Annotated in this window: 25 protein-coding genes; 11 read left to right on the top strand and 14 right to left on the bottom strand. The window is 65.3% G+C overall.

From position 1 onward, the window contains the following. Nucleotides 1–11 precede the first annotated feature (11 nt). The 4 genes from ACNQS7_RS02340 to ACNQS7_RS02325 all read right to left on the bottom strand — a co-directional run bounded on the left by ACNQS7_RS02340 (nucleotide 12) and on the right by ACNQS7_RS02325 (nucleotide 3593). On the bottom strand, nucleotides 12–821 hold the full coding sequence (locus ACNQS7_RS02340; RefSeq protein WP_418011257.1) for a family 16 glycosylhydrolase: 810 nt from the start codon (nucleotides 819–821) through the stop codon (nucleotides 12–14). Between the two features lie 51 nt (nucleotides 822–872). Then, the gene (locus tag ACNQS7_RS02335; RefSeq protein WP_418011256.1) at nucleotides 873–1991 is read right to left on the bottom strand and encodes a PPE family protein; all 1119 of its coding nucleotides are present in this window, start codon (nucleotides 1989–1991) and stop codon (nucleotides 873–875) included. Between the two features lie 86 nt (nucleotides 1992–2077). Beyond that, the gene (locus ACNQS7_RS02330; RefSeq protein ID WP_418011255.1) at nucleotides 2078–3265 is read right to left on the bottom strand and encodes a PPE family protein; all 1188 of its coding nucleotides are present in this window, start codon (nucleotides 3263–3265) and stop codon (nucleotides 2078–2080) included. Between the two features lie 31 nt (nucleotides 3266–3296). Beyond that, nucleotides 3297–3593, bottom strand: coding sequence for a PE family protein (locus ACNQS7_RS02325; protein ID WP_055576646.1), 297 nt, complete (start codon nucleotides 3591–3593; stop codon nucleotides 3297–3299). A gap of 733 nt (nucleotides 3594–4326) precedes the next feature. Here ACNQS7_RS02325 and ACNQS7_RS02320 point away from each other — a divergent pair. Further along, nucleotides 4327–4578, top strand: a complete 252-nt coding sequence (locus tag ACNQS7_RS02320; protein ID WP_418011254.1) for a hypothetical protein — start codon at nucleotides 4327–4329, stop codon at nucleotides 4576–4578. 8 nt (nucleotides 4579–4586) lie between these two features. Here ACNQS7_RS02320 and ACNQS7_RS02315 read toward each other — a convergent pair whose 3' ends face one another. After that, nucleotides 4587–5282 carry a cutinase family protein gene (locus tag ACNQS7_RS02315; protein ID WP_418011253.1) on the bottom strand — a complete coding sequence of 232 codons (696 nt, stop codon included), beginning with the start codon at nucleotides 5280–5282 and terminating at the stop codon, nucleotides 4587–4589. Between the two features lie 164 nt (nucleotides 5283–5446). Here ACNQS7_RS02315 and ACNQS7_RS02310 point away from each other — a divergent pair, with 164 nt between their 5' ends. From ACNQS7_RS02310 to ACNQS7_RS02300, 3 genes are all read left to right on the top strand, one after another. Next, entirely contained in the window at nucleotides 5447–6190 is a 744-nt protein-coding gene (locus ACNQS7_RS02310) for a glycerophosphodiester phosphodiesterase family protein (RefSeq protein ID WP_418015854.1), read from the top strand. Between the two features lie 193 nt (nucleotides 6191–6383). Then, a complete protein-coding gene (locus tag ACNQS7_RS02305) occupies nucleotides 6384–7160 on the top strand; it encodes a DUF1906 domain-containing protein (RefSeq protein WP_418011252.1) in 777 nt (258 codons plus the stop codon). Continuing rightward, nucleotides 7142–7894, top strand: coding sequence for a C39 family peptidase (locus ACNQS7_RS02300; RefSeq protein ID WP_418011251.1), 753 nt, complete (start codon nucleotides 7142–7144; stop codon nucleotides 7892–7894). Before ACNQS7_RS02305 ends, ACNQS7_RS02300 begins: the two co-directional genes overlap by 19 nt. Nucleotides 7895–7982: 88 nt before the next feature. Here ACNQS7_RS02300 and katG read toward each other — a convergent pair whose 3' ends face one another. Next, nucleotides 7983–10217 carry a catalase/peroxidase HPI gene (katG, locus tag ACNQS7_RS02295; protein ID WP_418011250.1) on the bottom strand — a complete coding sequence of 745 codons (2235 nt, stop codon included), beginning with the start codon at nucleotides 10215–10217 and terminating at the stop codon, nucleotides 7983–7985. Between the two features lie 47 nt (nucleotides 10218–10264). After that, a complete protein-coding gene (locus tag ACNQS7_RS02290) occupies nucleotides 10265–10699 on the bottom strand; it encodes a Fur family transcriptional regulator (RefSeq protein WP_418011249.1) in 435 nt (144 codons plus the stop codon). On the opposite strand from ACNQS7_RS02290, the gene ACNQS7_RS02285 reads away from it, so the two are divergent. Then, a complete protein-coding gene (locus tag ACNQS7_RS02285; protein ID WP_418011248.1) occupies nucleotides 10610–11677 on the top strand; it encodes an alpha/beta fold hydrolase in 1068 nt (355 codons plus the stop codon). The genes ACNQS7_RS02290 and ACNQS7_RS02285 overlap by 90 nt on opposite strands. Here ACNQS7_RS02285 and ACNQS7_RS02280 read toward each other — a convergent pair. Both ACNQS7_RS02280 and ACNQS7_RS02275 read right to left on the bottom strand, forming a co-directional pair. Then, nucleotides 11649–12119 (bottom strand): SRPBCC family protein, encoded by a 471-nt coding sequence (locus ACNQS7_RS02280; protein ID WP_418011247.1) that lies wholly within the window; start codon nucleotides 12117–12119, stop codon nucleotides 11649–11651. The two genes, ACNQS7_RS02285 and ACNQS7_RS02280, sit on opposite strands and share 29 nt — an antisense overlap. Then, nucleotides 12112–12804, bottom strand: coding sequence for a DUF899 domain-containing protein (locus tag ACNQS7_RS02275; RefSeq protein ID WP_310767000.1), 693 nt, complete (start codon nucleotides 12802–12804; stop codon nucleotides 12112–12114). Before ACNQS7_RS02275 ends, ACNQS7_RS02280 begins: the two co-directional genes overlap by 8 nt. 190 nt (nucleotides 12805–12994) lie before the next feature. On the opposite strand from ACNQS7_RS02275, the gene ACNQS7_RS02270 reads away from it, so the two are divergent. The 3 genes from ACNQS7_RS02270 to ACNQS7_RS02260 all read left to right on the top strand — a co-directional run bounded on the left by ACNQS7_RS02270 (nucleotide 12995) and on the right by ACNQS7_RS02260 (nucleotide 15054). Next, on the top strand, nucleotides 12995–13858 hold the full coding sequence (locus tag ACNQS7_RS02270) for a cyclopropane mycolic acid synthase family methyltransferase (RefSeq protein ID WP_055576719.1): 864 nt from the start codon (nucleotides 12995–12997) through the stop codon (nucleotides 13856–13858). A gap of 131 nt (nucleotides 13859–13989) precedes the next feature. Continuing rightward, nucleotides 13990–14268 carry a hypothetical protein gene (locus tag ACNQS7_RS02265; RefSeq protein WP_055576655.1) on the top strand — a complete coding sequence of 93 codons (279 nt, stop codon included), beginning with the start codon at nucleotides 13990–13992 and terminating at the stop codon, nucleotides 14266–14268. Nucleotides 14269–14385: 117 nt separating this feature from the next. Then, on the top strand, nucleotides 14386–15054 hold the full coding sequence (locus ACNQS7_RS02260; protein WP_418011246.1) for a class I SAM-dependent methyltransferase: 669 nt from the start codon (nucleotides 14386–14388) through the stop codon (nucleotides 15052–15054). Here ACNQS7_RS02260 and ACNQS7_RS02255 read toward each other — a convergent pair. Genes ACNQS7_RS02255 through ACNQS7_RS02245 form a run of 3 tightly spaced genes read right to left on the bottom strand, consistent with a single transcriptional unit; the run spans nucleotide 15051 to nucleotide 18122 of the window. After that, nucleotides 15051–16094: a prenyltransferase gene (locus ACNQS7_RS02255; RefSeq protein ID WP_418015853.1), complete on the bottom strand. Its 1044-nt coding sequence runs from the start codon at nucleotides 16092–16094 to the stop codon at nucleotides 15051–15053. The genes ACNQS7_RS02260 and ACNQS7_RS02255 overlap by 4 nt on opposite strands. Nucleotides 16095–16116: 22 nt before the next feature. After that, nucleotides 16117–16875 carry a class I SAM-dependent methyltransferase gene (locus tag ACNQS7_RS02250; protein WP_418011245.1) on the bottom strand — a complete coding sequence of 253 codons (759 nt, stop codon included), beginning with the start codon at nucleotides 16873–16875 and terminating at the stop codon, nucleotides 16117–16119. Then, nucleotides 16869–18122, bottom strand: coding sequence for a glycosyltransferase family 4 protein (locus ACNQS7_RS02245; protein ID WP_418011244.1), 1254 nt, complete (start codon nucleotides 18120–18122; stop codon nucleotides 16869–16871). The genes ACNQS7_RS02250 and ACNQS7_RS02245 overlap by 7 nt, the downstream gene beginning before the upstream one ends. Nucleotides 18123–18556: 434 nt before the next feature. Between ACNQS7_RS02245 and ACNQS7_RS02240 the strand changes: the two genes are divergently transcribed. From ACNQS7_RS02240 to ACNQS7_RS02230, 3 genes are all read left to right on the top strand, one after another. Next, a complete protein-coding gene (locus tag ACNQS7_RS02240) occupies nucleotides 18557–19366 on the top strand; it encodes a 1-acyl-sn-glycerol-3-phosphate acyltransferase (protein WP_418011243.1) in 810 nt (269 codons plus the stop codon). 1 nt (nucleotide 19367) lies between these two features. After that, nucleotides 19368–19802, top strand: a complete 435-nt coding sequence (locus ACNQS7_RS02235) for a hypothetical protein (protein WP_055576661.1) — start codon at nucleotides 19368–19370, stop codon at nucleotides 19800–19802. Nucleotides 19803–20022: 220 nt separating this feature from the next. After that, complete coding sequence (locus tag ACNQS7_RS02230; protein WP_418011242.1) at nucleotides 20023–21375, top strand: PPE family protein, SVP subgroup; 1353 nt, start codon at nucleotides 20023–20025, stop codon at nucleotides 21373–21375. A gap of 112 nt (nucleotides 21376–21487) precedes the next feature. Here ACNQS7_RS02230 and ACNQS7_RS02225 read toward each other — a convergent pair whose 3' ends face one another. Beyond that, nucleotides 21488–22135 (bottom strand): cutinase family protein, encoded by a 648-nt coding sequence (locus tag ACNQS7_RS02225; protein WP_418011241.1) that lies wholly within the window; start codon nucleotides 22133–22135, stop codon nucleotides 21488–21490. A gap of 78 nt (nucleotides 22136–22213) precedes the next feature. Then, entirely contained in the window at nucleotides 22214–23458 is a 1245-nt protein-coding gene (locus tag ACNQS7_RS02220) for a PucR family transcriptional regulator (RefSeq protein WP_418011240.1), read from the bottom strand. Between the last annotated feature and the right edge of the window lie 110 nt (nucleotides 23459–23568).

Raw genomic sequence — 23568 nt, 5'->3', positions numbered from 1 at the left:
AACTGTAGTAGCTACCAGACCCGCACGTAGTCGACGAGCATCTGCGCGGGATAATGCCCCGGCCCGGGGTCACCGCCACCGGAACCGGCGACCGCCAGGTTCAGAATCGGGAAGACCTGGTAACCGGGGCTGTTGAACGGCCAGTCCGGCAGCGAGTTGGCCGCCACGGTGAAATACGGTTGCGCGCCGTCGGTGTAGTCCTGCCAGAAGCGCATTCCGGCCTCGTCCCACTGAACCCGCCAGGTGTGCCAAGCGCTGTCCAGGGCGAGGTTGTGGGTCTTCCACTCCGAGCCGTTGGCTTTCGCGTGGACGGTTGTTGCCGACGGCCAACTGCCGTTGCCGTACCACTCGACGATGTCGATTTCGCCCTGGGCGTCGCTGGACAGCCAGAACGCGGGCCAGGCGCCGGGGGTCAGACAGTCGAACTTGATGCGGGCTTCCCAGGTGTGTCCGATACCGCCCTGCCACGGGCTGAAGACCTTGCCGCCGTAGTAGGTGGGGCCGTCCTTGGCGGCGCGGATGACAAGGTTCGAGTTTCCGTCGATGAACACGTTCTGCCGGTCGTCACGGTATTGGCCGACGTGTTCGGGCAGTTCCCAGTAGGTCGGGTCCTTGATCGTCTCGCGAGCCTTGGACACCGTCCATTTCGCCGGATCAGGCGCGGAGCCCGCGGGTCCGTCGAATTCGTCGTGGAATATGTACGGGCCTGTTGCACCGCTGGGGGCTGCTTGGGCCTTCGGAGCGGGGGCCGCCCCGAGTGCGGCCGCACCGGTCATCAGGCCCGTCATCAAGAGCATGCGGCGACGATCAATCTCGAGCATTAGCAAGGGACCCTAGCAGCCACGACGAGGCGCGCGGAAATTCACGACCGGCTATCCGGCTGCGGGCGGCCTGGTCATGAACGTCAGCCGATGCCCGTATGCGGGCGTTTTGCGGCCGTTGCCGGCGTTGAAGAACTGCCCGAACGGCGGAGCCACCGGGGTGTTTCCGGCGACAGCGCCTTCGGCCGCGGCCGGGATCGCGGTGGCGTTGCTGATCGCCGTCGCTCCCTGACCCGTCGCGGTGCCGACCGCGGAGGTCCAACTCGCCGGCACCGACAATCCGCTGAGCGGGACGGCCCTGCCCAAACCTGCGGTCACGCTGCCCACCTTCGTCCCGAGGTTGGCACCGGCCGCGCCCGCGGCCTGGGCCGCACCTGCGGCCGCCTTGGCCGCAGGTGCCAGGTTGTTCATGAAGTTGGTGATGGCAATCGAACCGCTACTGGCCTGGCCGAAGGCCTGCCCGGACTGGAATACCGCTGTGATGGCCGAAACGTAGGGCGACAGGTACTTGCTGTACAGCGGAACGATGTCGTCGAGCGGCGTGTTGGCGATCAGCCACTGGTCGATGGCGGTGCTGTTGATCGGCGTCGACAGTGTCTTGAGCACGTCGGCGACCCTGGGGTTGACCTGCCCGGCCATGTTCATCACGTTGCTGAACACGTTGTTGTACTGACCCTTGAACGCTGCGACGGCCTGGTCGGCGAGCTGGTAGGGATCCGCCACGTCGGCCGGCTCGGGCAACTCCCCGAACTGGGTCGCCGCCGCCGCACTGCCCGCGTAGTTGTACATCGCCGCGGCATCCTGAGCCCAGAACTCCGCGTACAACGCCTCGGTCGCAGCAATCGCCGCGGTGTTCTGCCCGAGAAAATTGGTGGCGACCAGCACCGTCAGCAGGGCACGGTTGGCCGCGATCACGGGGGGCGGGATGGATGCCGCGAACGCGGCCTCGTAGGCGGCAGCGGCCGCGAAGGCCTGGCTTGCCGCCTCCTCGGCTTCCGCGGCACTGCCCTCCAGGAAGCTGACGAAGGGCGTAGCGGCCGTGAGCATCGCCGCCGAAGCCGGACCCAGCCAGGGACCGCTGGTCAGCTCCGAAATCACCAACCGATGGCCCGACGCTGCGGCTTGCAGGTCGGCGGCCAGTCCACTCCACGCCGCGGCAGCGGCCAGCATCGGGCCCGCCCCCGGACCGGTATATATGCGGCCCGAATTGACTTCGGGCGGCAAAACGCCGTAGTCGACCATCTTTGCCGCGGCCGTCAACCGGCGGCTGGGGGCTTGGCCATGACAGAGGGCTTGAACCCGTACGTCGGCTGATTGCGGCCATAGCCTCCGTTGACGAACTGCCCGAACGGCGGGGCCATCGGGAAGCTGTTGCCCTCGGCGGCGGCCGGAATCGCGGTGGCAATGCCCGGATTGGTGGTGGCGTGCCACGGCACCCAGTTCGCCGGCGCGGACAGGCCGCCGATCGGGATCGCCTTGCCCAGGCCCGCGGCCACGCCGCCGAGTCCGTTGCCGACGGCTCCCGCGGCGGACTGGCCGGCGCTCGCCGCGGCAGCACCGGCGGCCGATGCGGCGCCCTCGGCTGCCTTTGCCGCCGAAGCCGCGGGCTTGGCGAAGTTGGCCATGGCGGTCAAACCGTTGCTGACCTGGCCGAAGGACTGCGTCGACTGGATCATCGCCGCCAGGGAGTTGACGTAGGGGGAGAGGTACTTGCTGTAGAGCGCCACCACGTCGTCCAGGGGCGTGTTCGCCACCAGGAACTGGTCGATCGCCGTGCCGTTGATCGGCGAAGACAGCGTCTTCAGCACATCGGAGACCCTCGAGTTGACCTGCGACGCCACATTCGTCACGTTGGTGTAGCCCGTGTTGTACTGCGCCTTGAAGACCGCGATGGCCTGGTCGGCCAGTCCGTAGGGGTCGACTACCTCAGCCGGCGCTGGCAGGTCGGCCAGCTTGGTGGCCGCGGCTGCACTGCCCGCGTAGGAGTACATAGCCCCGGAATCCTGAGCCCAGAACTCCCCGTACTGCGCCTCGAGGGTGGAGATCGCCGAACTGTTCTGACCGAGCAGGTTGGATGCGATCAATTCCTGCAACAGGGCACGGTTGGCCGCGATCAACGGCGGAGGAACGCTGGCCGCGAACGCGGTTTCATAGGCGTTCACCGCGGCGGTCGCCTGGCTTGCCGCTTGCGCGGCCTGCTCGGCACTGTTGTCCAGCCACGCGAGGAACGGGCTGACGCTGGCAGTCAACGACGCCGCGGCCGGCCCCAGCCACGGACCGCTGGTCAGCGCGGTGATCACCGATCGGTGACCCGACGCGGCCTCCTGCAGGTCGGCGGCCAGTCCACTCCATGCCGAGGCGGCGGCAAGCAACGAGCCCGCACCCGGGCCGGCGTAGATCAGCCCGGAATTGATCTCAGGCGGCAACAGGCCGTAGTCAACCATTGGTTTGTTCCCCTAAGTCTCTAGTGCAAGCTCAGACGGAAGCCGCGTTGGCTGCTTCGGTTGCCGCGTACGAGCCCGCGCTCGTGCCGAGGGTCGCCGCCAGCGCCGCCTGGATCTGGGCGGCCCGCGCCTGCAACTCCTGGAACCGTGCTGCGTGGGTGGCGAACTGCGCTGCTGTCAGGATGGAAACCTCGTCCGCTGCCGCGGGGACGACGCCGGTCGTGGGAACGGCGGCAGCCGCGTTGCCCACGTTCAGGGCAGCACCGAGCGACTGCAGATTGCTGGCGGCGGCTGCCAGGTGCTCTGGATAGGTGCGTACGAAAGACATAGGTTCCTCCGAACAAGCTGTGGGGCCGGGTTCTCACACGTCAATGTGTTGCCGTTATCTCGGTACGGTATTGACCGTCCCACCGTTCGTTCAATGCGGCTAACAACACTGAATGGGCGCTGATCTTGATGTTTAGCCAACATTCATCTTGATTTTTAGTCACACGATCTTCATAGAATCTGCGCAGCATGCTTGCAGTAAGGGGTCGCGTAATCGCCGCGCCGACCGGACGGCTCCGCGCAGGCGGTGGGCAGGCCCTGCCGGGGCGCTCACCCAAATGCTGTAGTCGGCGCCAAAAGATCTGATTGACAGGGCTTTTCGTATATCGACGCCAGCGCTGGCCAACCGACTCGTTCGCGGCACCCACCCGCCTGAACGTCTCCCGACAGCCAAAAACGGAGCACTGAAAATTTCCGGCCACGCGCACGACCCGCCGCCAACGACCGCTGGACGGGTCCGGCTATCACAACTATCAAGTCCCACTAAATACTATTGCGCTGGCTAATCATATGAATGTCGCCACCCGGCGATTAAATTCACGGTGAACATATCTCTGCGATGTGGAATAACGGAACCCCAAGGTCTTGGTTCCACCCTAATGCTCAGCATGATTTTTATTCGGATCCCGGCGTCGCCGCAGCCCCAGGCAGCTGCCGGCACGTTCGGATTTGGTGGCCGAGGCGTAGCTCTCGCGTGACCGAACCGCGACGGCGGCGAAGCAGGCTCTTCTCTTATGACGGTGCTGATTGGGCTCGCTCTGATAGTGGCCCTGTGCACCGGGTTCCAGCTGGGGCGGCGCAGCGGCTCCCGGCAGCCGTCGTGGCGGAAGCGGACTTCGCGAGTCGCCCTCGGCAGGCTCACCGCCAGCCTGGTCGTGCTGGTGGTAGCCCGCCGGATGCAGCGGATGCTGACTGTGCAACGCGCGCTGCCCGCATTCGCAGCTGTTCGCGGTCGTCCCGCACGGCGGCCGCTGCGGCGCAGGTAGCGCTGTTTTTACAGTCTGCCCGCGACGAAGTCCGCGGCCTGGTTCGCCATTCCGGCCTGAATGTAGGCGCTGGCCAGGTGCTGCGGCCAGTTGTCTTTCCAGGTGTTGGGATCGGCCGGGTTGCAAATCGGGTCGGCCCCATGACACAGCTCGATGGTCCGGTCGTTGTACAGCGGGCTGAAGTTGGTGATGGGCCCGACCCACTGGCTTCCGTTACCGAACAGGGCGACCGCGGCAATGTGCTGATCGGTGCCGTCGGGAAGCGGGCTGTCGAATCCGAACGCGGACAGCGGCACCGCCAGTACGACATCGGTGACCGCCGCGCCGAGCGAATAGCCGCCCAGCACCAGGCGGGTGTTAGGGCAGTTGTTCACCATGTATTGGATGTGCCGGCTCATGTCGTTGGCGCCGATGTCGACCTCGGTGTCGGCCGGGTATTTGACGGCGTAGGTGCCCATGCTCCGACCGCCCATCTTCGAGCTGAGCGAGTTGATGAACGCATTACCGAGCGCGCCGGGGCCTGCCGATTCGAAGCGGCCGCGCGCAAAAACGACCTCCACTTGCGGGCAGTTGGCCGCACCCGCCGATCCGACCGCTCCGGGAGTACCTGGCGGCAACACCACACCGGCGACGAGCAGCACGGCACCGGTCGCGATCGCCGCCAGGCCGCGTCCCACCGACTTCCGGGTAATTAGTTGGCGCACAGCACATCATGGTAGCGAGTGATCCGCAGCCGCGTACCGCGTACAAGTATGTTCGGTCCGGCTCGATGGCAGCTGGTTTTTCGCCGGTCGGCGGCGATACTTACCTGGTGAACGATGACGGGACCCCGGTCGTGGGGTTTCTTCGCGAGAGCGGCCCAATTGCGATGGCGCACCGAGGTTTTACCTCGTTCAAGTTTCCCATGAACAGCATGGCGGCGTTCCGGGAGGCGGTGCGACTCGGTTATCGCTATATCGAGACGGATGTACGCGCGACCCGCGACGGCGTTGCGGTGGTCTTGCATGACCGGCGACTGAGCGACGCCTGGGGCGTGCGGGGTGCGGTCGACGAGTTGGACTGGCGCGAGGTGCGTACGGCGGATCTGGGCTCGGGGGAGCCGATACCCACTCTGGAAGATCTGCTGACCGCTCACCCCACCATTCGGGTCAACATCGATATCAAGGTCGGGTCGGCTGTCGAGCCCACCGTCGATGTCATCGAGCGCACCAACGCTCACGACAGAGTTCTGGTGACATCGTTCTCTGAGCGCCGCCGACGGCGGGCTTTGCGATTACTGTCGAGGCGGGTGGCCAGCGCCGCCGGAACCGGCGCATTTCTGGCGGTGCTGGCGGCGCGGACACCGCGCGATCAGGGATACGCCTGGCGGCGCCTACGGGACAGCGACTGCCTGCAGCTACCGTCACGACTCGGAGTGGTGCCCGTGATCACCCCGGCCCTGATACGCACGGCACACGAGATGGGCCGGCAGGTGCATGCCTGGACAGTCGACGACCCCACGGAGATGGCCGCACTCTTCGATATCGGGGTGGATGGCATCATCACCGATCGCGCCGACCTGCTGCGCGACGTCCTGATGGCTCGAGGTCAGTGGCGACCCGGGCAGGTGTGATCCAGTTGAGCAAAGGCCGGTGCGATCGGTTTGGAAACTGTTTCAGGACAACGTAATACCCCAAGTTTCTACGCTGCTGCACCGATTGGCGAACTGTTCCTCGGTCCCAAGGCTGTGCCCGTGGCCCGGCATTCTGTACCCGGTCAAGTTCAATCCTCGGCGATCGCAAACGCGTGGTTGCTACCATCGCGCCGTGCCCGAATCTGTTACACCCCGCGGACCTCGTCACCTGTCACGGCGCGCAGCGTTCGGCTACGCCCTCGCGCCGGTGTTGCTCGGAGCGCTCGCGGCCACTGCCGAGGCGCCACGAGCGTCAGCCGCCGGTGGTCAACTGATCGACTTCGCACTGCAGCGAATCCCGCCGGAAGAGATCAAGGCGGCCGGCTACGACGGCGTGGTGAACTACGTGTCCGAGTCACGGCCGGGCATGAACTTCGAAGCGAAGCCGATCACCCGTCAGTACGCTGACGCGCTGCGCGCTGCGGGTCTGCATATCGTCAGCAACTTTCAGTACGGTAAGCCGGGCGGATCCGCGCCCTCGGATTTCACCCGCGGCTACGACGGCGGGGTGGCCGATGCGCAAACAGCGCTGTCGCTACACAACGCGGCCGGTGGAAGCGCCTCGGCCCCGATCTTCTTCAGCGTGGACGACAACATCGACCAGGGCACCTGGAACAGCCTTGCGCTGCCGTGGTTTCGGGGAATCAACTCGGTGCTCGGCGTGGGCCGCACGGGGATTTACGGGCATTCCCGCGCATGTTCCTGGGCGGTCAGCGACAACGTGATCGGGCAGTCGACCACGCCCGGTCACCGGTGGGCCTGGCAGACCAGGTCCTGGTCCAACGGGGACCGCGAACCGGCAGCGGTGCTGTACCAGGGCGTGGTCAACGGTCCGCTGCTCGCGGGTGTGCAGATTGACATCGATGATGTCCTCGCAGCCGATTACGGGCAATGGGATCTCGCCCGCTAGCCGCACTGATCGGCTCGGTCGACGTCGTCGCGCTGTCGGCCTGCGGGCCGGCGACTCCGTCGACCAAGGCGTCGCCCCAGGCGCAGGGGAGTACCAGCTCCGCATCCAGCACCACCCCGGCGGCGCAGTCGAACACCACACCGACGACGGTCGGCCGGGCGGGCGTTTACGGCGATCCGGCGGCGGCCGCCAAATACTGGCAACAGCAGTCTCTGGAAGACAATTGCGGGCTGGTTTCGGTGGCCGACGTGGTGGGAGAGATCACCGGGCACGCGCCGACCGAACAGCAGGTGATCGCCCTGGCGGTGAACACCCCGTCCGGGACCAACCCCGGTCCCATCTACGCGCCGGTGAACGACCCGAGCCACGCGAACGGGACGGGTGGCACCGAGATGGCGGACGAAGTGGTGCTGCTCGAGCACTACGGCGTCAAGTCGGTGATGACCGACGCCACAACGCATCCCGATCAGACCGGGCTGCCCGCGCTGGAGCGGTACCTCACCGAAAACCGCAAAATCATTGCGTGGGTGAATTCCGCCGTCATCCGGAACACCAGCGACCAGCGCACCGCCGCCGATCACTTCCTCGTGGTCACCGGTATCGACACCAACGCCGAACTCGTTCACCTCAATGACCCCGGGGCCGACCATGCGGACGAACGGGTCTCGATCACGACCTTCACGACAGCGTGGCAGACCGGGGGAGACTCGATCGTCGTGACTGTGGCTGCTTGAAGGCCGCTTCAAGGCCGCTTCAAGGCCACCTAAGCGACGAACACCCCGCGAGCGCCTGGCTCGCGGGGTGTCGTCAGACCGAAGCGGACTACTTCAAGTCGAACCGGTCGTTGTTCATCACCTTGACCCAGGCCGCCACGAAGTCCTCGACGAACTTGCCGTGGTTGTCATCTTGGGCGTACACCTCGGCGAGCGCGCGCAGCACCGAATTCGAGCCGAACACAAGGTCATTCGCGGTCGCGGTCCACTTGAGCGCACCGGTTGCCCGGTCGTGGCCCTCGTAGACGTTCTCGGAGTTCTTCGACGGCTTCCACTCGGTGCCCATGTCGAGCAGGTTGACGAAGAAGTCGTTCGTCAACACACCGGTCTTGTCCGTGAAGACACCATGCTTACTGCCGCCGTGATTGGCGCCGATGGCGCGCAGACCGCCGATGAGCACCGTCAACTCGGGCCCGGACACGCCCAGCATGTAGGCCCGGTCGAGCAGCAACTGCTCGAGCGGAGCCTTCTCGCCGGGACGGAAGTAGTTGCGGAAACCGTCTGCCCGAGGCTCGAGTACCGCGAACGACTCCACGTCGGTGTGCTCCTGAGTGGCGTCGGTGCGGCCCGGTGCGAAGTGCACCGAGATCTCATACCCGGCGTCCTTGGCCGCCTTCTCCACGGCCGCGGAGCCGGCCAGCACGATCAGGTCGGCCAGCGAGACCTTCTTGCCGCCGGAAGCGGACGCGTTGAAGTCCTGCTGGATCTGGGTGAGAACCGGTAGCACCTTGTCCAGTTCGGACGGCTCGTTGACCTCCCAGTTCTTCTGCGGTTCCAGCCGCAGCCGGGCCCCGTTGGCGCCGCCACGCTTGTCGGTGTTGCGGTAGCTCGCCGCTGATGACCATGCCGTCTTTACCAGCTGTTGAACCGACAACCCCGATCCGAGCACCTTGGCCTTCAGGGACGCGATGTCACTCTCGTCGACCAATTCGTGGTCGACGGCCGGAACCGGGTCCTGCCACAGTTGCGGCTCGGGAATCCACGGGCCGCGGTAGCGGCTGATCGGTCCCATGTCGCGGTGCAGCAACTTGTACCAGGCCTTGGCGAACGCCTCGGACAATTCCTCGGGGTGCTCCAGCCAGCGCTGCGTGATCTGCCGATAGATCGGGTCCTCGCGCAGCGACACGTCGGTGACCAGCATCGTCGGGTTGCGGCCCGGCCCACCGAACGGGTCGGGAATCGTGCCCGCGCCGGCCCCGTCCTTCGCGGTGAACTGCCACGCGCCGCCCGGGCTCTTGGTCAGCTCCCACTCGTAGCCGTACAGGGTCTCCAGGAAGGTGTTGTCCCACTTCGTCGGAGTCGGCGTCCACACCACTTCCAGGCCACTGGTAATGGCGTCCTTGCCGCTGCCGGTGCCGAATGTGCTCTTCCAGCCCAAACCCTGCTGCTCGATCGGGGCTCCCTCCGGCTCGGGGCCCACCGGGTCGGCGCTGGCACCGTGGGTCTTGCCGAAACTGTGGCCGCCCACGATGAGTGCGGCGGTCTCCTCGTCGTTCATCGCCATCCGGCCGAACGTCTCCCGGATGTCGCGCGCCGCGGCGATCGGGTCCGGCTTACCTTCCGGCCCTTCGGGATTGACGTAGATCAGCCCCATCGTCGTGGCGCCGTAGGGCTGCGCGAGGTCCCGCTCACCCGAGTAGCGCTTGTTGGTGCCCAGCCATTCGTCTTCCTCGCCGAAGAGGACTTCCTCCGGCTCCCACACGTCCTCGCGGCCGAAGGCGAAGCCGAACGTCTGGAACCCCATGTCCTCCAGGGCGACATTGCCGGCCAAGACGATCAGGTCGGCCCAGGAGATCTTGTTCCCGTGCTTCTTCTTGACCGGCCACAGCAACCGGCGCGCCTTGTCCAGGCTGGCGTTGTCCGGCCAGCTGTTGAGCGGCGCGAACCGCTGCAAGCCCTGTCCGGCGCCGCCGCGGCCGTCGAAGATGCGGTAGGTGCCGGCCGCGTGCCAGCTCATGCGGATGAAGAAGCCCCCGTAGTGGCCGTAGTCTGCCGGCCACCAGTCCTGCGACGTCGTCATCACCGAGACCAGGTCGGCCTTGAGCGCGTCGACGTCGAGCTTGGCGAACTCGGCCGCGTAGTCGAAATCGTCGCCCAGCGGGTTGGCCTGCGGCGAGTGCGGGTGCAGCCTCGACACATCGACCTGGTTGGGCCACCAGTCCTGGTTGGTTCGCGGCGCGTCTGACTTCGGGGTGGGCGACGGGATGGCCGGGTTCTCGCTCTCACTCTTGCTCGCCGAGTCGCTGGCGTGAGGAGGTCGGCTATCGGATGTATCGGATGACACAGCATTCCTTCCGGGTTATCTGAAACGGGCTGTGATCACGGTTGTGATCAGGAATCAGTTCTCGAGCAGTCGGGGCAGAAGCCCCAATAGATGACTTCGGCCTCATCGAGGACGAACCCATCCAAGACGTTGTCGTCGTCCGACGGCGTCAGACACGGCGTATCGCCGACGGCACAGTCGACGTCTGCGATGATCCCGCAGGATCTGCACACGACGTGATGATGGTTGTCGCCGACCCGCGATTCGTACCGGGCGACCAGACCGGAAGGCTGAATGCGCCGCACCAGGCCGGCGGCGGTCAGCGCATTGAGCACGTCGTACACGGCTTGCCGGGACACATCGGGCAATCCGACTCGCACCGCGGAGAAGATTGTGTCCGTATCGGCGTGGGGATGCGCATGAACCGCTTCCATCACTGCGATCCGTGGCCGCGTTACCCGCAAATCGGCCGTTCGCAACTGCTCGGCGTGATCCGAGGACACACAGCCATCCTGCGCACTTATCTGGAGTCAGTCAAGACTTTGCGGCATCGAATGCGACGCATCGCAGGTATTTTTGAGACCCGCGGCCGACATGCGGGTGGCCGCTTGATTTCGCAGAGGTCCATGGATACCCAACATGTCCGTTGGACGCCGTCGGGCGTCCGGTTGCGTCTGCACCGATGTCACGACGGCGATGTGAATTGGCTCTTCCTGCCGGGCGGCCCGGGCATCGGCTCGGAATCCCTGCGGGAACTCGTCGACACCGTGGCCATGCCGGGATGCTCTTGGCTCGTCGACCTGCCCGGCGACGGATCCAACACCAACGCTCCTGGCGCGCCGGCTGATCCCTACCGCCTGTGGCCAGAGGTGTCGCTCGAAGCGGCTCAGGCTGTCGACCGTCCGGTCTATGTCGGACATTCGACCGGCGGCGAATATCTGCTGGCGACGGCCGCACTGGACGGGATGCTCGAAGGCATCGCCCTGATCAGCACCGCTCCTGACGCGTCGTGGATGCCGGCCTACGAAGAGATGACCATCAACAACCCGTTGCCTGGCGTCGCAGAGGCCACCGCCCGTTACGACGCGGATCCGACCAACGAGAACCTGCGCGAACTCGCCGTGCAATCCGCGCCGTGGAATTTTCCGGCCAGTAGCCTCGCCAAGGGTGCTGAATTACTGGGCAGAATGCCCTACAACATGAGGGCCGCGCAGTGGTCGGACCGTCATTTCGACCGTGACTACGAATTGGCTTGGTGGCCAACCACATTGCCGACTTTGATCGTGAGCGGCTCAGCAGACAGGATCGTCACGCAGACGCTCTGGCAGCCCGACCGCTTTCACACTCACAACGTGATCTGGAGTGTCATACCCGAGGCGGGCCACTTTCCGTGGATAGAGCGAACCGACGCGGTACGGGACGCCTTTGCCCAACTCGCGCAACGCATCGGCATCAACCGGTCACCAACCGCTCCAGACTGACCAGCGAGGCGCCCAGATAATCCTCGGGGAAAGGCGGCATACCGCCGATCTGTTCCCGGAACTCCGGTGACGTGGCTGCCCAGTCATAGGTGAGCGTGACGTCAGTGCGGTCGCCGTTCGGAGCCAGTTCGTAGCGCCAGAACCAGCCGCCCGCAGCATGATTGCCTGCGTCGTCGAGCCGGCCCGGCATCCAGGCGATGGCGTGGTCCTTCTCGAACTCGGTAACCAGGTTGTGGGTGACGTAGTCACCGCCGGCGGCCTCGAGATGCATGTTCATCCTGAAGATCTGGCCGGTCCCGGTGATCGGTCGGGCGTCGACGGCGTCGCGAACCCAGTCGGTGGGCTCGGTGTCGCAATGACGGCTCGGGTCGGCCAACATCGCGAAAATCGTCGTCGGCGGGGCCGCAATGGTTCGGCTGACCGTGAAGCATTCGCTATTCATCGTCGTCCTCTGATCCGTAGGCGCGCGCGATATCGGGCGAGCCGGACCACCCGGAGTAGGTGGGCCGTGACGGCCACCCTGGCGGCGAATCGAGCCATTCCTCCTGCCTCCCCCAGGGCAGGATGTCGATCAGCGCGAAAGTGTGGCTGAGCTGCTCGGTTCCGCGGCCATTAGTGTGCCAGGTGCGGTAGACGCTGTCACCATCGCGCAGGAACACGTTGACAGCGAAGCCGCCACCCGGCGGAGCGTCCATGTCAGCCCCGAACGAGCTGTCCGAAGACGAGTACCACTGCATCTGGTTGCCGACCTTGCGCCGGTACGCGAGCGCCTCGTCGATCGGTCCGTTGGTGACGATCACGAAGCGGGCGTCGTAGTTGTCGAGAAACTCGAGCCGGGTGAACTGCGAGGTGAACCCGGTGCAGCCGGCGCACTGCCACTCAGCTCCGGGCGACCACATGTGGTGGTAGACGATGAGCTGAGAGCGGCTGCCGAACATTTCGGCCAGGCGGACCGGGCCGTCGGCGCCGATCAGCGTGTAGTCGGGCAACCGCACCATCGGCAGGCGGCGCCGCTGGGCGGCGATCGCATCCAATTCCCGGGTCGCGGCCTTCTCGCGCTTGCGCAGCTCGTCGAGCTCCGCGCGCCAGGTCTGCTGATCGACGATCGGCGGCTTTGCTTCAAGCATCGGGTCCACCTTCTCCTGTGATGTGTCCGGTCTCTGGGTATGACCCGCGGCGGTCCCGAAACTCACCGCCGGAGTCCGGTGTGACGGGAGCAGTGTTTTCCCGTGCCGCCGACGGGGAACTAGTCACCCGCCGGCGTATCTCATGCCGGACTCCCGTCTGAGCTCAGGCGCCACGAAAGGCAACACCCGCTTGTCCCAGGAACTCAAGCCGCACTTTGACGATGTGCAGGCACATTACGACCTGTCCGACGATTTCTTCCGGCTGTTTCTGGACCCGACCCAGACATACAGCTGCGCCTACTTCGAGCGCGACGACATGACGCTGGAACAGGCGCAGATCGCCAAGATCGACCTGTCGCTGGGCAAGCTGGGCCTGCAACCCGGAATGACGCTGCTGGACGTCGGTTGCGGCTGGGGCGCGACCATGCGCAGGGCCATCGAGAAATACGACGTCAACGTCGTCGGCCTGACTCTGTCCAAGAACCAGGCCGCGCATGTGCAGCAGACGTTCGACGAAATGGACACGGCACGAAGCCGTCGCGTGCTGTTGCAAGGTTGGGAACAGTTCACCGAGCCGGTGGACCGCATTGTGTCGATCGGCGCGTTCGAGCACTTCGGCCGCGATCGCTACCAGGATTTCTTTTCGCTGGCTTACAAACTGCTGCCGGCCGACGGTGTGATGCTGCTGCACACCATCACCGGATTGACTCGCCAGCAACTGAGCGAGACTGGTTTGCCCATCTCCATGAATCACATCCGGTTCGTGAAATTCATTCTCACGGAGATCTTCCCGGGCGGCCAGTTGCCGGATACGGATATGGTGGCGGGGTTCTCGGAAGCGGCCGGTTTCACGCTGACCAGGCGTCAGTCGTTGCAGCAGCACTACGCGATGACCCTCGATCGGTGGGCCGCAGCGCTCGGGGCAAGGCGCGACGAAGCCGTGGCAATTCAGTCCCAAGAGGTCTATGACCGATATATGAAATACCTGACCGGCTGCGCCGATCATTTCCGCACCGGGTATATAGACGTCAATCAGTTCACCCTGGAAAAATAAGCCTCTGCCCGGTTCGCTTGCCCGGTTTCGCGGTGTGCAATTGGACCCGTGTTTGGGAATGCGCGCTGCGGTGTATAGATAGCTACGTCGTACAGATAGCTACGTCTCCGACCTCAGAAAGGGCTGGTTTAATGAAACCCCTCGCACCTGCCGCAATTGTCATCGCGGCGTTGATGTTCAGCGGCTGTTCGGCTTCAAAGGTCATCAATACCGGTGGCGACACCAAGTGCAAAGACTTCACCACGCAGGACGAGAAGAAGCAGAGCGAGGAAGTCAGCAAGATGCTGAAGGACAAGAACGGCGCTGAGCCCAGCTCGCTGGAGATCAACGCAACCCGCCTCTCGGCGCAGACGTACTGCCAGACGCTGGGCAAGCCGGACAGCAAGATCTCCGAGGCCCCACACGGCTGACCGGGCGGTCCTGCTGGCCGGCCGGACGGCTGTCCAGCAGGACCGGATCCCGCTGCGATCCAGCAAGGACTCTGACCAGGTTGTCGGCAGTACTTCCGCGCCCGATAAGTTCAGCTGATGGGCGATGACGACACCGGTTCCACCGCGCGTCTGTTCGCGCTCGCCGAGCAGGTGCGGGGCTTCATGCCGAGCGACGAAGGACAGGCGCTGTACGACGCCGCACTGCGTTATCTGGACGGCGGCGTAGGCGTGGAGATCGGCACGTATTGCGGCAAGTCGGCGCTGCTGCTCGGCGCAGCTGCGCAGCGGAGCGGCAGCGTGCTCTACACGATCGATCATCATCACGGGTCCGAAGAGCATCAGGCCGGCTGGGAGTTCCACGACTCGTCGCTGGTCGACGAGGTGACCGGGCTTTTCGATACGTTGCCGACGTTCCGTCGCACGCTGGACGCCGCCGGCCTCGACGACCACGTCGTCGCCATCGTCGGCAAGTCACCGGTCGTTGCCCGGGGATGGCGCTCGCCGGTGCAGTTCCTCTTCATCGACGGCGGCCACACCGAGGCCGCCGCTGCCCGCGACTTCGAGGGCTGGGCGAAGTGGGTGGTCCCGGGCGGGAGCCTGGTCATTCACGATGTGTTTCCCGACCCCAACGACGGGGGTCGCGCCCCATACCAGATCTATTGTCGCGCACTAGCCTCCGGTCAATTCCGGGAAATCGGGGCGACTGGTTCGCTGCGGGTGCTGGAACGCACCGGCGGCCAGACCGGCGAGCCGGTCGAGACTTAGCGGCCGGGTCCGGCCGTAACGCACTCGCAGTCGAAGTCGGTCTGCAAACCCACCGGAAGCGCGTGCCCCCGGAATATCCCGCTGCCCGGCGTCGTGCCCGACAACGCGTCGGCGGCCAGGATCATCGCTGCGCCCGTCCACGTGGTGCGCTCCTCGGGCCAGCGCTTACCGTCGGCGAAAACCAAACCGGTCCAATAGGACCCGTCCCTTTCACGCAGGTGCTGCATCGCTCCGAACTGCCGGTGCGCCGCTGACCGGTGACCGATGGCGTCCAACGCCAGCACCAGTTCGCACGTTTCGGCTCCGGTGACCCAGGGCCGGTCCACCACGCACCGTATGCCCAGATCGCCCACCACGAATTCGTCCCACCGTTGCCGGATTCGTGCCGCGGCAGCCGGACCGCGCAACGCACTCCCGAGGATCGGGTAGTACCAATCCATCGAGTAGCGGTCTTTTTCGGTGAACGCCTCGGGATGGGCGACGATCGCGTGGCCTAACCGGCCCAACGCCAGTTCCCATTCCGGCTGGGGTTCGCCGATCGTTGCGGCGAGCGCCAGCGCGCACCGGATGCTGTGGAATATGCTGGCGCAACCGGTCAGCAGCGCCTCCGGCAGCGGCCCGGCTTGGCTTCGGGCCCAACAAATTTCACCGTAACCGACCTGCAGGTCGATGACGAAGTCGATCGCCTTCTGCACTACCGGCCACATCACGGCGGCGAACCTCTGGTCGCCGGTGATGAGCACGTGGTGCCAGACACCGGTCGCGATGTAAGCGCAGAAGTTGCTGTCGCTGTTGGCGTCTTCGACGACGCCGGCGCGAATCTGGATCGGCCAGGAGCCGTCCGGGCGCTGCATGCGACGGCACCAGTCGAAGGCGGCGCGCGCCGGTTCCAACAGACCCGCCGCCGTCAGAGCCATGGCGTTTTCTACGTGATCCCACGGATCGGTGTGCCCCCCGGCAAACCAGGGGATCGCCCCCGATGATTCTTGGGCGGCCGCTATGGACTTCGCGGTCTGCCGGCACTGCTCGGGGGTCAGCACACCGGCGACACCGGGCGCGTTGTTATCCCGAGGCAACTGAATACCTCTGGGCCGGACTGAGCTGAGCCGACTCGGGTTTGGTGAAGTACATGGCTACGCTCTTGCCCAGCAGTGGATTCAGGGCGTGCTCGGCAAGCTGAGTGATCTTCGGCCGTTGCATCAGATCCCACACCAGCAACTTATGGTAGGCGCTGACCGCAGGGTGGTCGTTATTCGACGGTCCCACAGCGCATTTGAGCCACCAGAACGGCGAGTGCAGGGCGTGGGCGTGGTGAGTGTGCGTCAATTCCATTCCGCGACCGGCGATCTTGTCACGCAGTGCACTGGCCCGGTAAATCCTCACGTGGCCGCCCTCATTGCTGTGGTACTCCTCGGAAAGTAACCAGCAGACCCGCTCCGGCAGCCACCGCGGCACGCTGACCGCCAGGGTGCCACCGACTTTGAGCACCCGGATCAGTTCGGCGATGGCGGCATCGTCCTCGGGTATGTGCTCGAGGATCTCCGACGCGATCACGCAGTCGAAAGTCTGGTCGGCGTAGGGCAGATTGAGCGCGTCGCCACGAACGACTTTCGCAGAGGCCGACTGCGGCGCCTCGCCGGTCTCGGCCATCGCACGCAGCAAGGTGTCCACCGACCGGAGTTCGGCGGCGTCCTGGTCGAAGGCGACGACATCCGCACCTCGCCGATAGGCTTCGAAGGCGTGCCGGCCGGCGCCACAACCCACGTCGATAACCTTGGCTGCAGGTCCGATCCCGAGCCGCTCGAAATCCACCGTCAGCATCGCGGCCCGCCCTCGGCGGTCCGTCGCTCAATCGCCCGTTGGTAGATCCGCACGGTTTGAGCGGCCACCGCGTCCCAGCTGAACACGTTGACCGCCCGACTCCGCCCGGCCTCGCCCAGGCTGCGGCGCCGCTCCGGCGAATCCAGGAGCTCGCCGATCGCATGTGTGAGGGCATCGACGTCGGCGGGCGCCACCAGCTCGGCGCAAGCACCGTCTGTCCCGAGTACTTCGGGCAGCGCACCGACACGGCTGGCGACGATCGGGGTCCCGCTAGCCATTGCTTCCACCGCGGGTAACGAAAAGCCTTCGTAGAGAGAGGGAATGCACGCGACTTCGGCCGAGGCGAACAGGGCGGCGAGCTCGGCGTCGGGCAGGCCGCTGGCAATGTGGACGATGTCCGAGATCCCCAACTCGGCGATGAGCTTATGGGTCGGACCGTTGGTTTCCACCTTGGCGACCAACCGCAACTCGAGGTCTCGGCTGGTGCGCAGTTTGGCGACGGCGTGCAACAAGGTGCTGACGCCCTTGAGGGGGGTGTCCGCGCTGGCGATCGCCATCACCCGGCCGGGTCGCCGCGGTGACGAACCCGGCCTGAACAGTTCGGTATTGACCCCCAACGGCACCACATGCAGTTGATCGGGGGAGACGCCGAAATCCGCGACAATGTCGGTGGCCGACGACGACGACACGGTAAGCAGGTCAGGGATCTGCCGGGCCACCTGCTTCTGCATGCTGGAGAACCCATACCACCTGTGTACCAACGGCTTTCGCCACCATCGGGCGGCAGCGAGATCGAGTGACCGGTCACGCGTGATCGGGTGGTGCACGGTGGCCACGACCGGCATGCCGGAACTTGCGATGGTGAGCAGTCCCGATCCCAGGCTCTGATTGTCGTGCACGACGTCGAAGTCGGCCTTCCGGTCCGCCAGTAAGCGCGCCACCCGCAGTGTGAAGGTTCTGGGTTCGGGGAACCCGGCCGTCCACATGGTGGCCAACTCGAGCAGGTCGATCGAGTCACGAATCTCGCTCGGCCGGGGCACCCGGAATGGGTCCGGCTCGCGGTACAGGTCGAGGCTCGGGACCTTCGTCAGGCGAACACGGGGATCGAGCAGCTCGGGATACGGCTGCCCGGAGAACACCTCCACCTCGTGACCGAGGTCGACCAGCCCACGGCTGAGATGCCGCACATAGACACCCTGTCCGCCGCAGTGGTCCTTACTCCGATAGGACAGCAGAGCAATTCGCATTCTCAACCCTTCGGCGCCAGCGATCGACCAGGAAAAGGGGGGAAGGGCGCCAATCTCATTGCTGTCAACGCACCCGCGAACGACGGGACAGCAAACTGGACATGTGTCCAGATTATAGTTCGATCAGCTAATTGACGCAAACGCACCCCCACCAGATCACTGCTTCCCGCTGTCGCGGTGCGCATCGAACCCCAGACCGATCGGGGAGCTGAGTACGGCGCGGCACCCGCGCATGCAACGCTCCCGATTCGAGCTCGGTACCGGCTGCTCTGCTGAACCGGTCGAAGCTACGACAATCCCGTCTCAAGCTACGACAACCGCGGCAGCAGCGCGAACCCACCCGCTCCGATCGCTACACCGGTGAATGCCGCGCGGGAATCCGGTTTAGCTGACACTGCGGTTAAAACGCGCCAAATCGGTTTAGTCTCATCGAGATGACTCGGCAACGTCTTCCCAAAGAGCTTCGCCATCGCGATCCGGAGTTCATTCGCGCCGTGCTACCCCCGCTGTGGTTGGCCTCGACCGTCTGGTTCCGGGCCGAGGTACTCGGCTTCGAGAACGTGCCGGATGAGCCGGTGCTGTTCGTGGGCAACCACAGCGGCGGGGGCGCAACCCCGGACACTTTCGTCTTCCTGCTGGCCTACAACACCTACTTCACCGTCGAGGGCCGTCCGCTCTACGCGCTGGCGCACGACACGGTCACCGCCGCGCCGGTCATCGGCGGGCTGACCCGCAAGCTGGGTGTCGTCCCGGCGGCCAATTCCTTTGCCGAGCGCATTTTCGACAGCGGAGGCTCGGCGCTGGTCTATCCGGGCGGCGACGTGGAAGCCCTGCGCCCGTGGCGGGATCGCAATAAGATCGTCTTCTCCGGCCGTAAAGGCTTTCTGCGGCTGGCGCACAAGTGCAATGTGAAGATCGTGCCGGTGGTTGCGACCGGCGGCCATGACACCTTGATCGTGCTGAACGACGGTCGGCGTACCGCGCAATTGCTGCGATTGGACAAATTGGCGCGGGTGAAGAGCATGCCCATGACCCTGAGCATTCCGTGGGGACTGTCGCCGCTCCCGCTGCCGCACTTTCCCCTTCCGGCGAAGATCCGCATGCAGGTGCTCGAGCCGATCGATGTGAGAGCCAGGTTCGGCGAGGATCCGGACTGGAATCGCGCATTGGCCTACGTGACCAGCGTCATGCAGGTTGGCTTGTCGAAGCTGGCCAGCAAGACCATCGTCCCGATGGTCCGGTGAGATGACCCAGACCGTCACCGTCGCCCGCCATATCGACTGCCCACTCGAAACGAGCGGCGGCTTCATCACCGACCCGCACACTCTTTTTCCCCAGGTATCCACATTCAGCCGGTGTCGCTTCGTCAAATCGCGCGATGACGGCGAATTGTGGGATGTCTACATGGACAGTGGCACCATCCAGCTCGGCGGCCGGGTGCTGATCACACCTCCGACAGGCAGCCTGCTGAAGTGGCGGGCAGTCCAGGGAACGCGGCACTCGTTCGCGGCGCTCATCGAACCGGACGGCGAGGGCAGCCGCCTCACCCTGACCCTGACGTTCTCCACCACCGGCCTGGGTGTCGCACGGCTCAGCGAATGGCTGGGACGTGGTCTGGTCTCTCGTAACCTCGAGGCGGCGGCCGAGGAAATACGGCACTATCTCGAATTCGAGAGATAGCACTGCGGGGTGCCGTTCTGGCGGGCCGGCATTTCAGTCGCGGGCTGAATATGTGCTTTATTGGTAAAGGCTGTGCAAACAGCAGGCAACGAGCTGTTGTCTGGCGTAATGCTACGAGGTGATGTCCGCCACAGGCTCCGACGGAGGATCCGGGCCGAGCGTGCATTCAGCGTCACCGGAGTGCGGCTGCCAGCCGACCATACCGATCGGAGGAAGCGTGATGGACTTCGCGTTGCTGCCGCCAGAGATCAACTCGGCGCTGATGTATGCCGGCCCTGGCTCCGGACCGATGCTGGGGGCTGCCGCCGCGTGGGACGCGTTGTCCGCCGAGATGTACGCAACCGCCAGTTCCTACCAGTCAGTGATCACGAGCCTGACCGCCGGACCGTGGATCGGTCCGGCGTCAGCTGCCATGGCTGCCGCGGCCACCCCCTACGTAGCGTGGCTGAAAGTCACCGCGCTGCAGGCTGAGCACACCGCCGACCAGGCCAAAGCTGCGGCTCTGGCGTACGAGACCGCGTTCGCCGAGACGGTTCCACCGCCGGTGGTCGCCGCCAACCGCAGCCTGCTGATGATGCTGATAGCGACGAACTTCTTCGGCCAGAACACGCCACTGATCGCACTCACCGAAACCCAGTACGCCGATATGTGGGCACAGGACACCGCGGCCATGCAAAGCTACGCGGCGTCGTCGGCAGCGGCGACCACGTTGACGCCGTTCGCCGAGCCCTCTTCCATCACCGATTCGAGCGGGTTGCCGGCGCAGGCGGCCGCGGTCAGCCAGGCCACCGGGACCGCCGCCGGAGAGGTGCAGAGCCTCGTCTCATCGGCGCAGCAGGCACTGTCCGCGGTGCCGGCCGCGCTGGCCGGTCTGGCAACCCCTGCTCCCGCCGCGGCCGTTTCGCCGTTCGACATCGTCACACTGCTCGACTTCGGCGCGGGTCTCATCAGCGGCACCTTGGACGGAATCGTCGGGACGACTGCCCTTCCTTACGACATCGGCGGTTACCACATCGGGGTTCACACCGATGACATTGTCAGTGGCTGGGCGGGCATCGAGAGCTGGCCCGGGTCGGCACCGGTGCCCCCGACCCAATTTCCGGTCATCACCAACCTCGGCTCCCCGGTGTCGGCGGGCTTGGGTGAAGCCGGGTCCGTCGGCGGACTGTCGGTACCGCCGGGTTGGACGACCGCCGCGCCGGGCTTCCGGTTGGCGGCACTGACGTCGCCGGCCGCCAGTGTCGGGGCTGCGGCGGAGGCTTCCGCGGACGGGGCCGGAGCGTTGTTCAGCCAGATGGCCGTGGCGGGCATGGCCGGGCGGGCCATGGCCGGCACGGTCGGCACGGGCGGGTCCGGGGGGGCCCGCACCAAAGAGCGGGTCGGGGTGGCCAAGCGCGGCACGCCGGCCGCCGCTGAGACCAGCGAGGAGTCCGCTAAGCAGCCGCCAGTACTGCCCGGCGGCCCAATTACCAGCATTGCCGCCGAACTGCGTGAACTGGCCTCGCTGCGCGATGCGGGGATCCTCACCGAGCAGGAGTTCACCGAGCAGAAGCAACGCCTGCTCCCGCAGTAGGGTCGCCTACCTGGCGCGAAGGTGGCGCGAAGGTGGCGCGAGCAGACACAAAAGCGCCCTGGAACGCGTGTTCCAGGGCGCTTTTGTGTCTGCTCGCCGGTGAGCGGCGGCGCTACTTGACGCGGTTGGCAGCGAAGGTCGCGGCCTGGGTCGTCATTCCGTTCTCGATGTAGGAGACGTGCGCCATGATGTTGCCGCCACCGGTGCAGATCGGGTCATCTGTGGCGCACAGGCTGATCAACTTGCCGCTGTAGAGCGGGCTGATCGTCGGCAGTGGGCCACCGCCCCACAGTGCGCTGGAGAATCCGCTGGACGGCTCGCCGAAATAGGCGACCGCGGCGACGTGGTCGGCAACCGGGGCCGGCATCTGGGTGCTGGCCAGGTTGATCACGGTGGCGCCCTGCGAATATCCGCCCATCACGATCTTGGTGCTGGGGCAACTGGTCACAGTGCCCTGGACGTGGGCACTCGCGTCGTCAGCGCCGCTGGTCGCGCTGTTGTGGTAGTCGTCGTTGGCGGGGTAATTGACCGCATACACCTCCACCGAGCGGCCGGCCAACTGCGACGTGAGCGAGTCGACGAACGCCTGGCCGACATTGCCCAGCCCCGGTTCCTGGTGGGTGCCGCGGGCGTAGACGATCGACACGTCGGCGCAGGGATCGGCCGAGGCGTTGCCCGGACTGGCGATGGGCACGCTCAGCAGAGCCCACGTCGTCATGACGAGGACACTGGCGATACGTGCAAGGCTGCGTGCAGTCATGCCCCAGATCCTGACATACCGGCGGCGACGGCGTAGCCGGCGGCTCGGATACCCACCGGCTCGCCCGCCCGGCGCAGTTCAATCAGCCATCGAGCCGGCTTCCTGATCGTGGTTGCCGAACCATTTCAAGGCCTCGAGTGCAACCGCGACGCGAACGGTGGTGCGTTCCAAAGGCCGCGGCAGCAGTCGTTGCGCGGCATCGAGCCGACTCAACAGTGTGTTGCGATGGATATACAGCTGTTGAGCCGCACGGGCGGCATTGCACTGCTCGTTGATGTAGGTAAGCAAGGTGTCCCGCAACACCGAGCCGGCCGAGGCGAAGGACCCGAGGGTGTGATTGATGAAATCGTGTGCCTGCTCTTGTTTTTGGGTGAGTAGCGCCACCATCTGAATGTCCTCGAAGAATGCGAGCTGCTGCCGTGCCCGCAGCCGCACCATCATGTGTTGGGCAGTCAGGGCCTGCTCGTAACTGGTGCGGAAACCGTCGATGCCTCGACCACTGGCTCCAATTGCGATGCGTACCTTGGGCGTTTCCTCGAGCACGCGACGGACCTGTTCGCTGTCGACATCGGCGATGTCCTTGAGCCATAACCATCGGGTCGCCTCGCTGGCGGTCACGGTGAAGGGCTGCGGGCATCCGACGGCGTGGCCCAAGCTGACGACGGCCCGGTCAAGCAGCCGGTTGTCGCCGTCGTCCTCGTCGCACCACAGAATGGCGGCGGTGTGAGATCCACTGAGCGCGTAGCCCAGTCGCACTTCCGCTCGCTTGAGATTCATCGACTCGCCCTCGAGGATCAATTCAACGATCTTGCGTCGCTCGACTACGGCTCCCTGAGCCAGCTCGTTGTGCTCCAACTTCATCTGGCGGGAGATGGCGGCAAGAGTGACGTCGACGAAATCACTGGCCGAGCGGGTGACCACATTGAGTAGTTCGCGCAACTCGTGGGGATCGGACGTGAGGTCGAAGACGATGTCCGTCCACCGTTGTAAGGCCACGTTCTGGCCGATGCGGTAGACCTCGAGCGCCGATGCGCCGAGGCCGCGGCGCACCAGAATGCGGGCCATGCGCAGCGGCTCCGGCCCCAGGTACGGGGACACCACGCCACCGGGGTCCCGCAGGTGGCTGGTGGCGAAATGCACCAGGCTCGCACGGTTGGAGGAACTGACCGCCGCTGCCAGGGTGGGATCCCCGATGATCGCGGAGCTGCTGGCCACGGTGGCGCGATCGAGCTCCTCGAGCCATTCCGGTGACGGGTTGAGAGCGATCCAGGCACCTTGGCGGATCAGCTCACGGACTTGAGGCGACAATTTGCTATCTACCACGGAAAACCATTCGGTCGTAGGCGCACTTTGCACTTTCATCGAGTTCTCTCGGTGAGTTGGGGGGAGGGTTCGTATCGACGCGGGTGGGCCCCATGCGTAACAAAAGGCTA

Source organism: Mycobacterium sp. 23 (genome assembly GCF_048287075.1).
GTDB lineage: Bacteria > Actinomycetota > Actinomycetes > Mycobacteriales > Mycobacteriaceae > Mycobacterium > Mycobacterium gordonae_B.
This window is presented reverse-complemented; position numbering and strand designations above follow the sequence as displayed.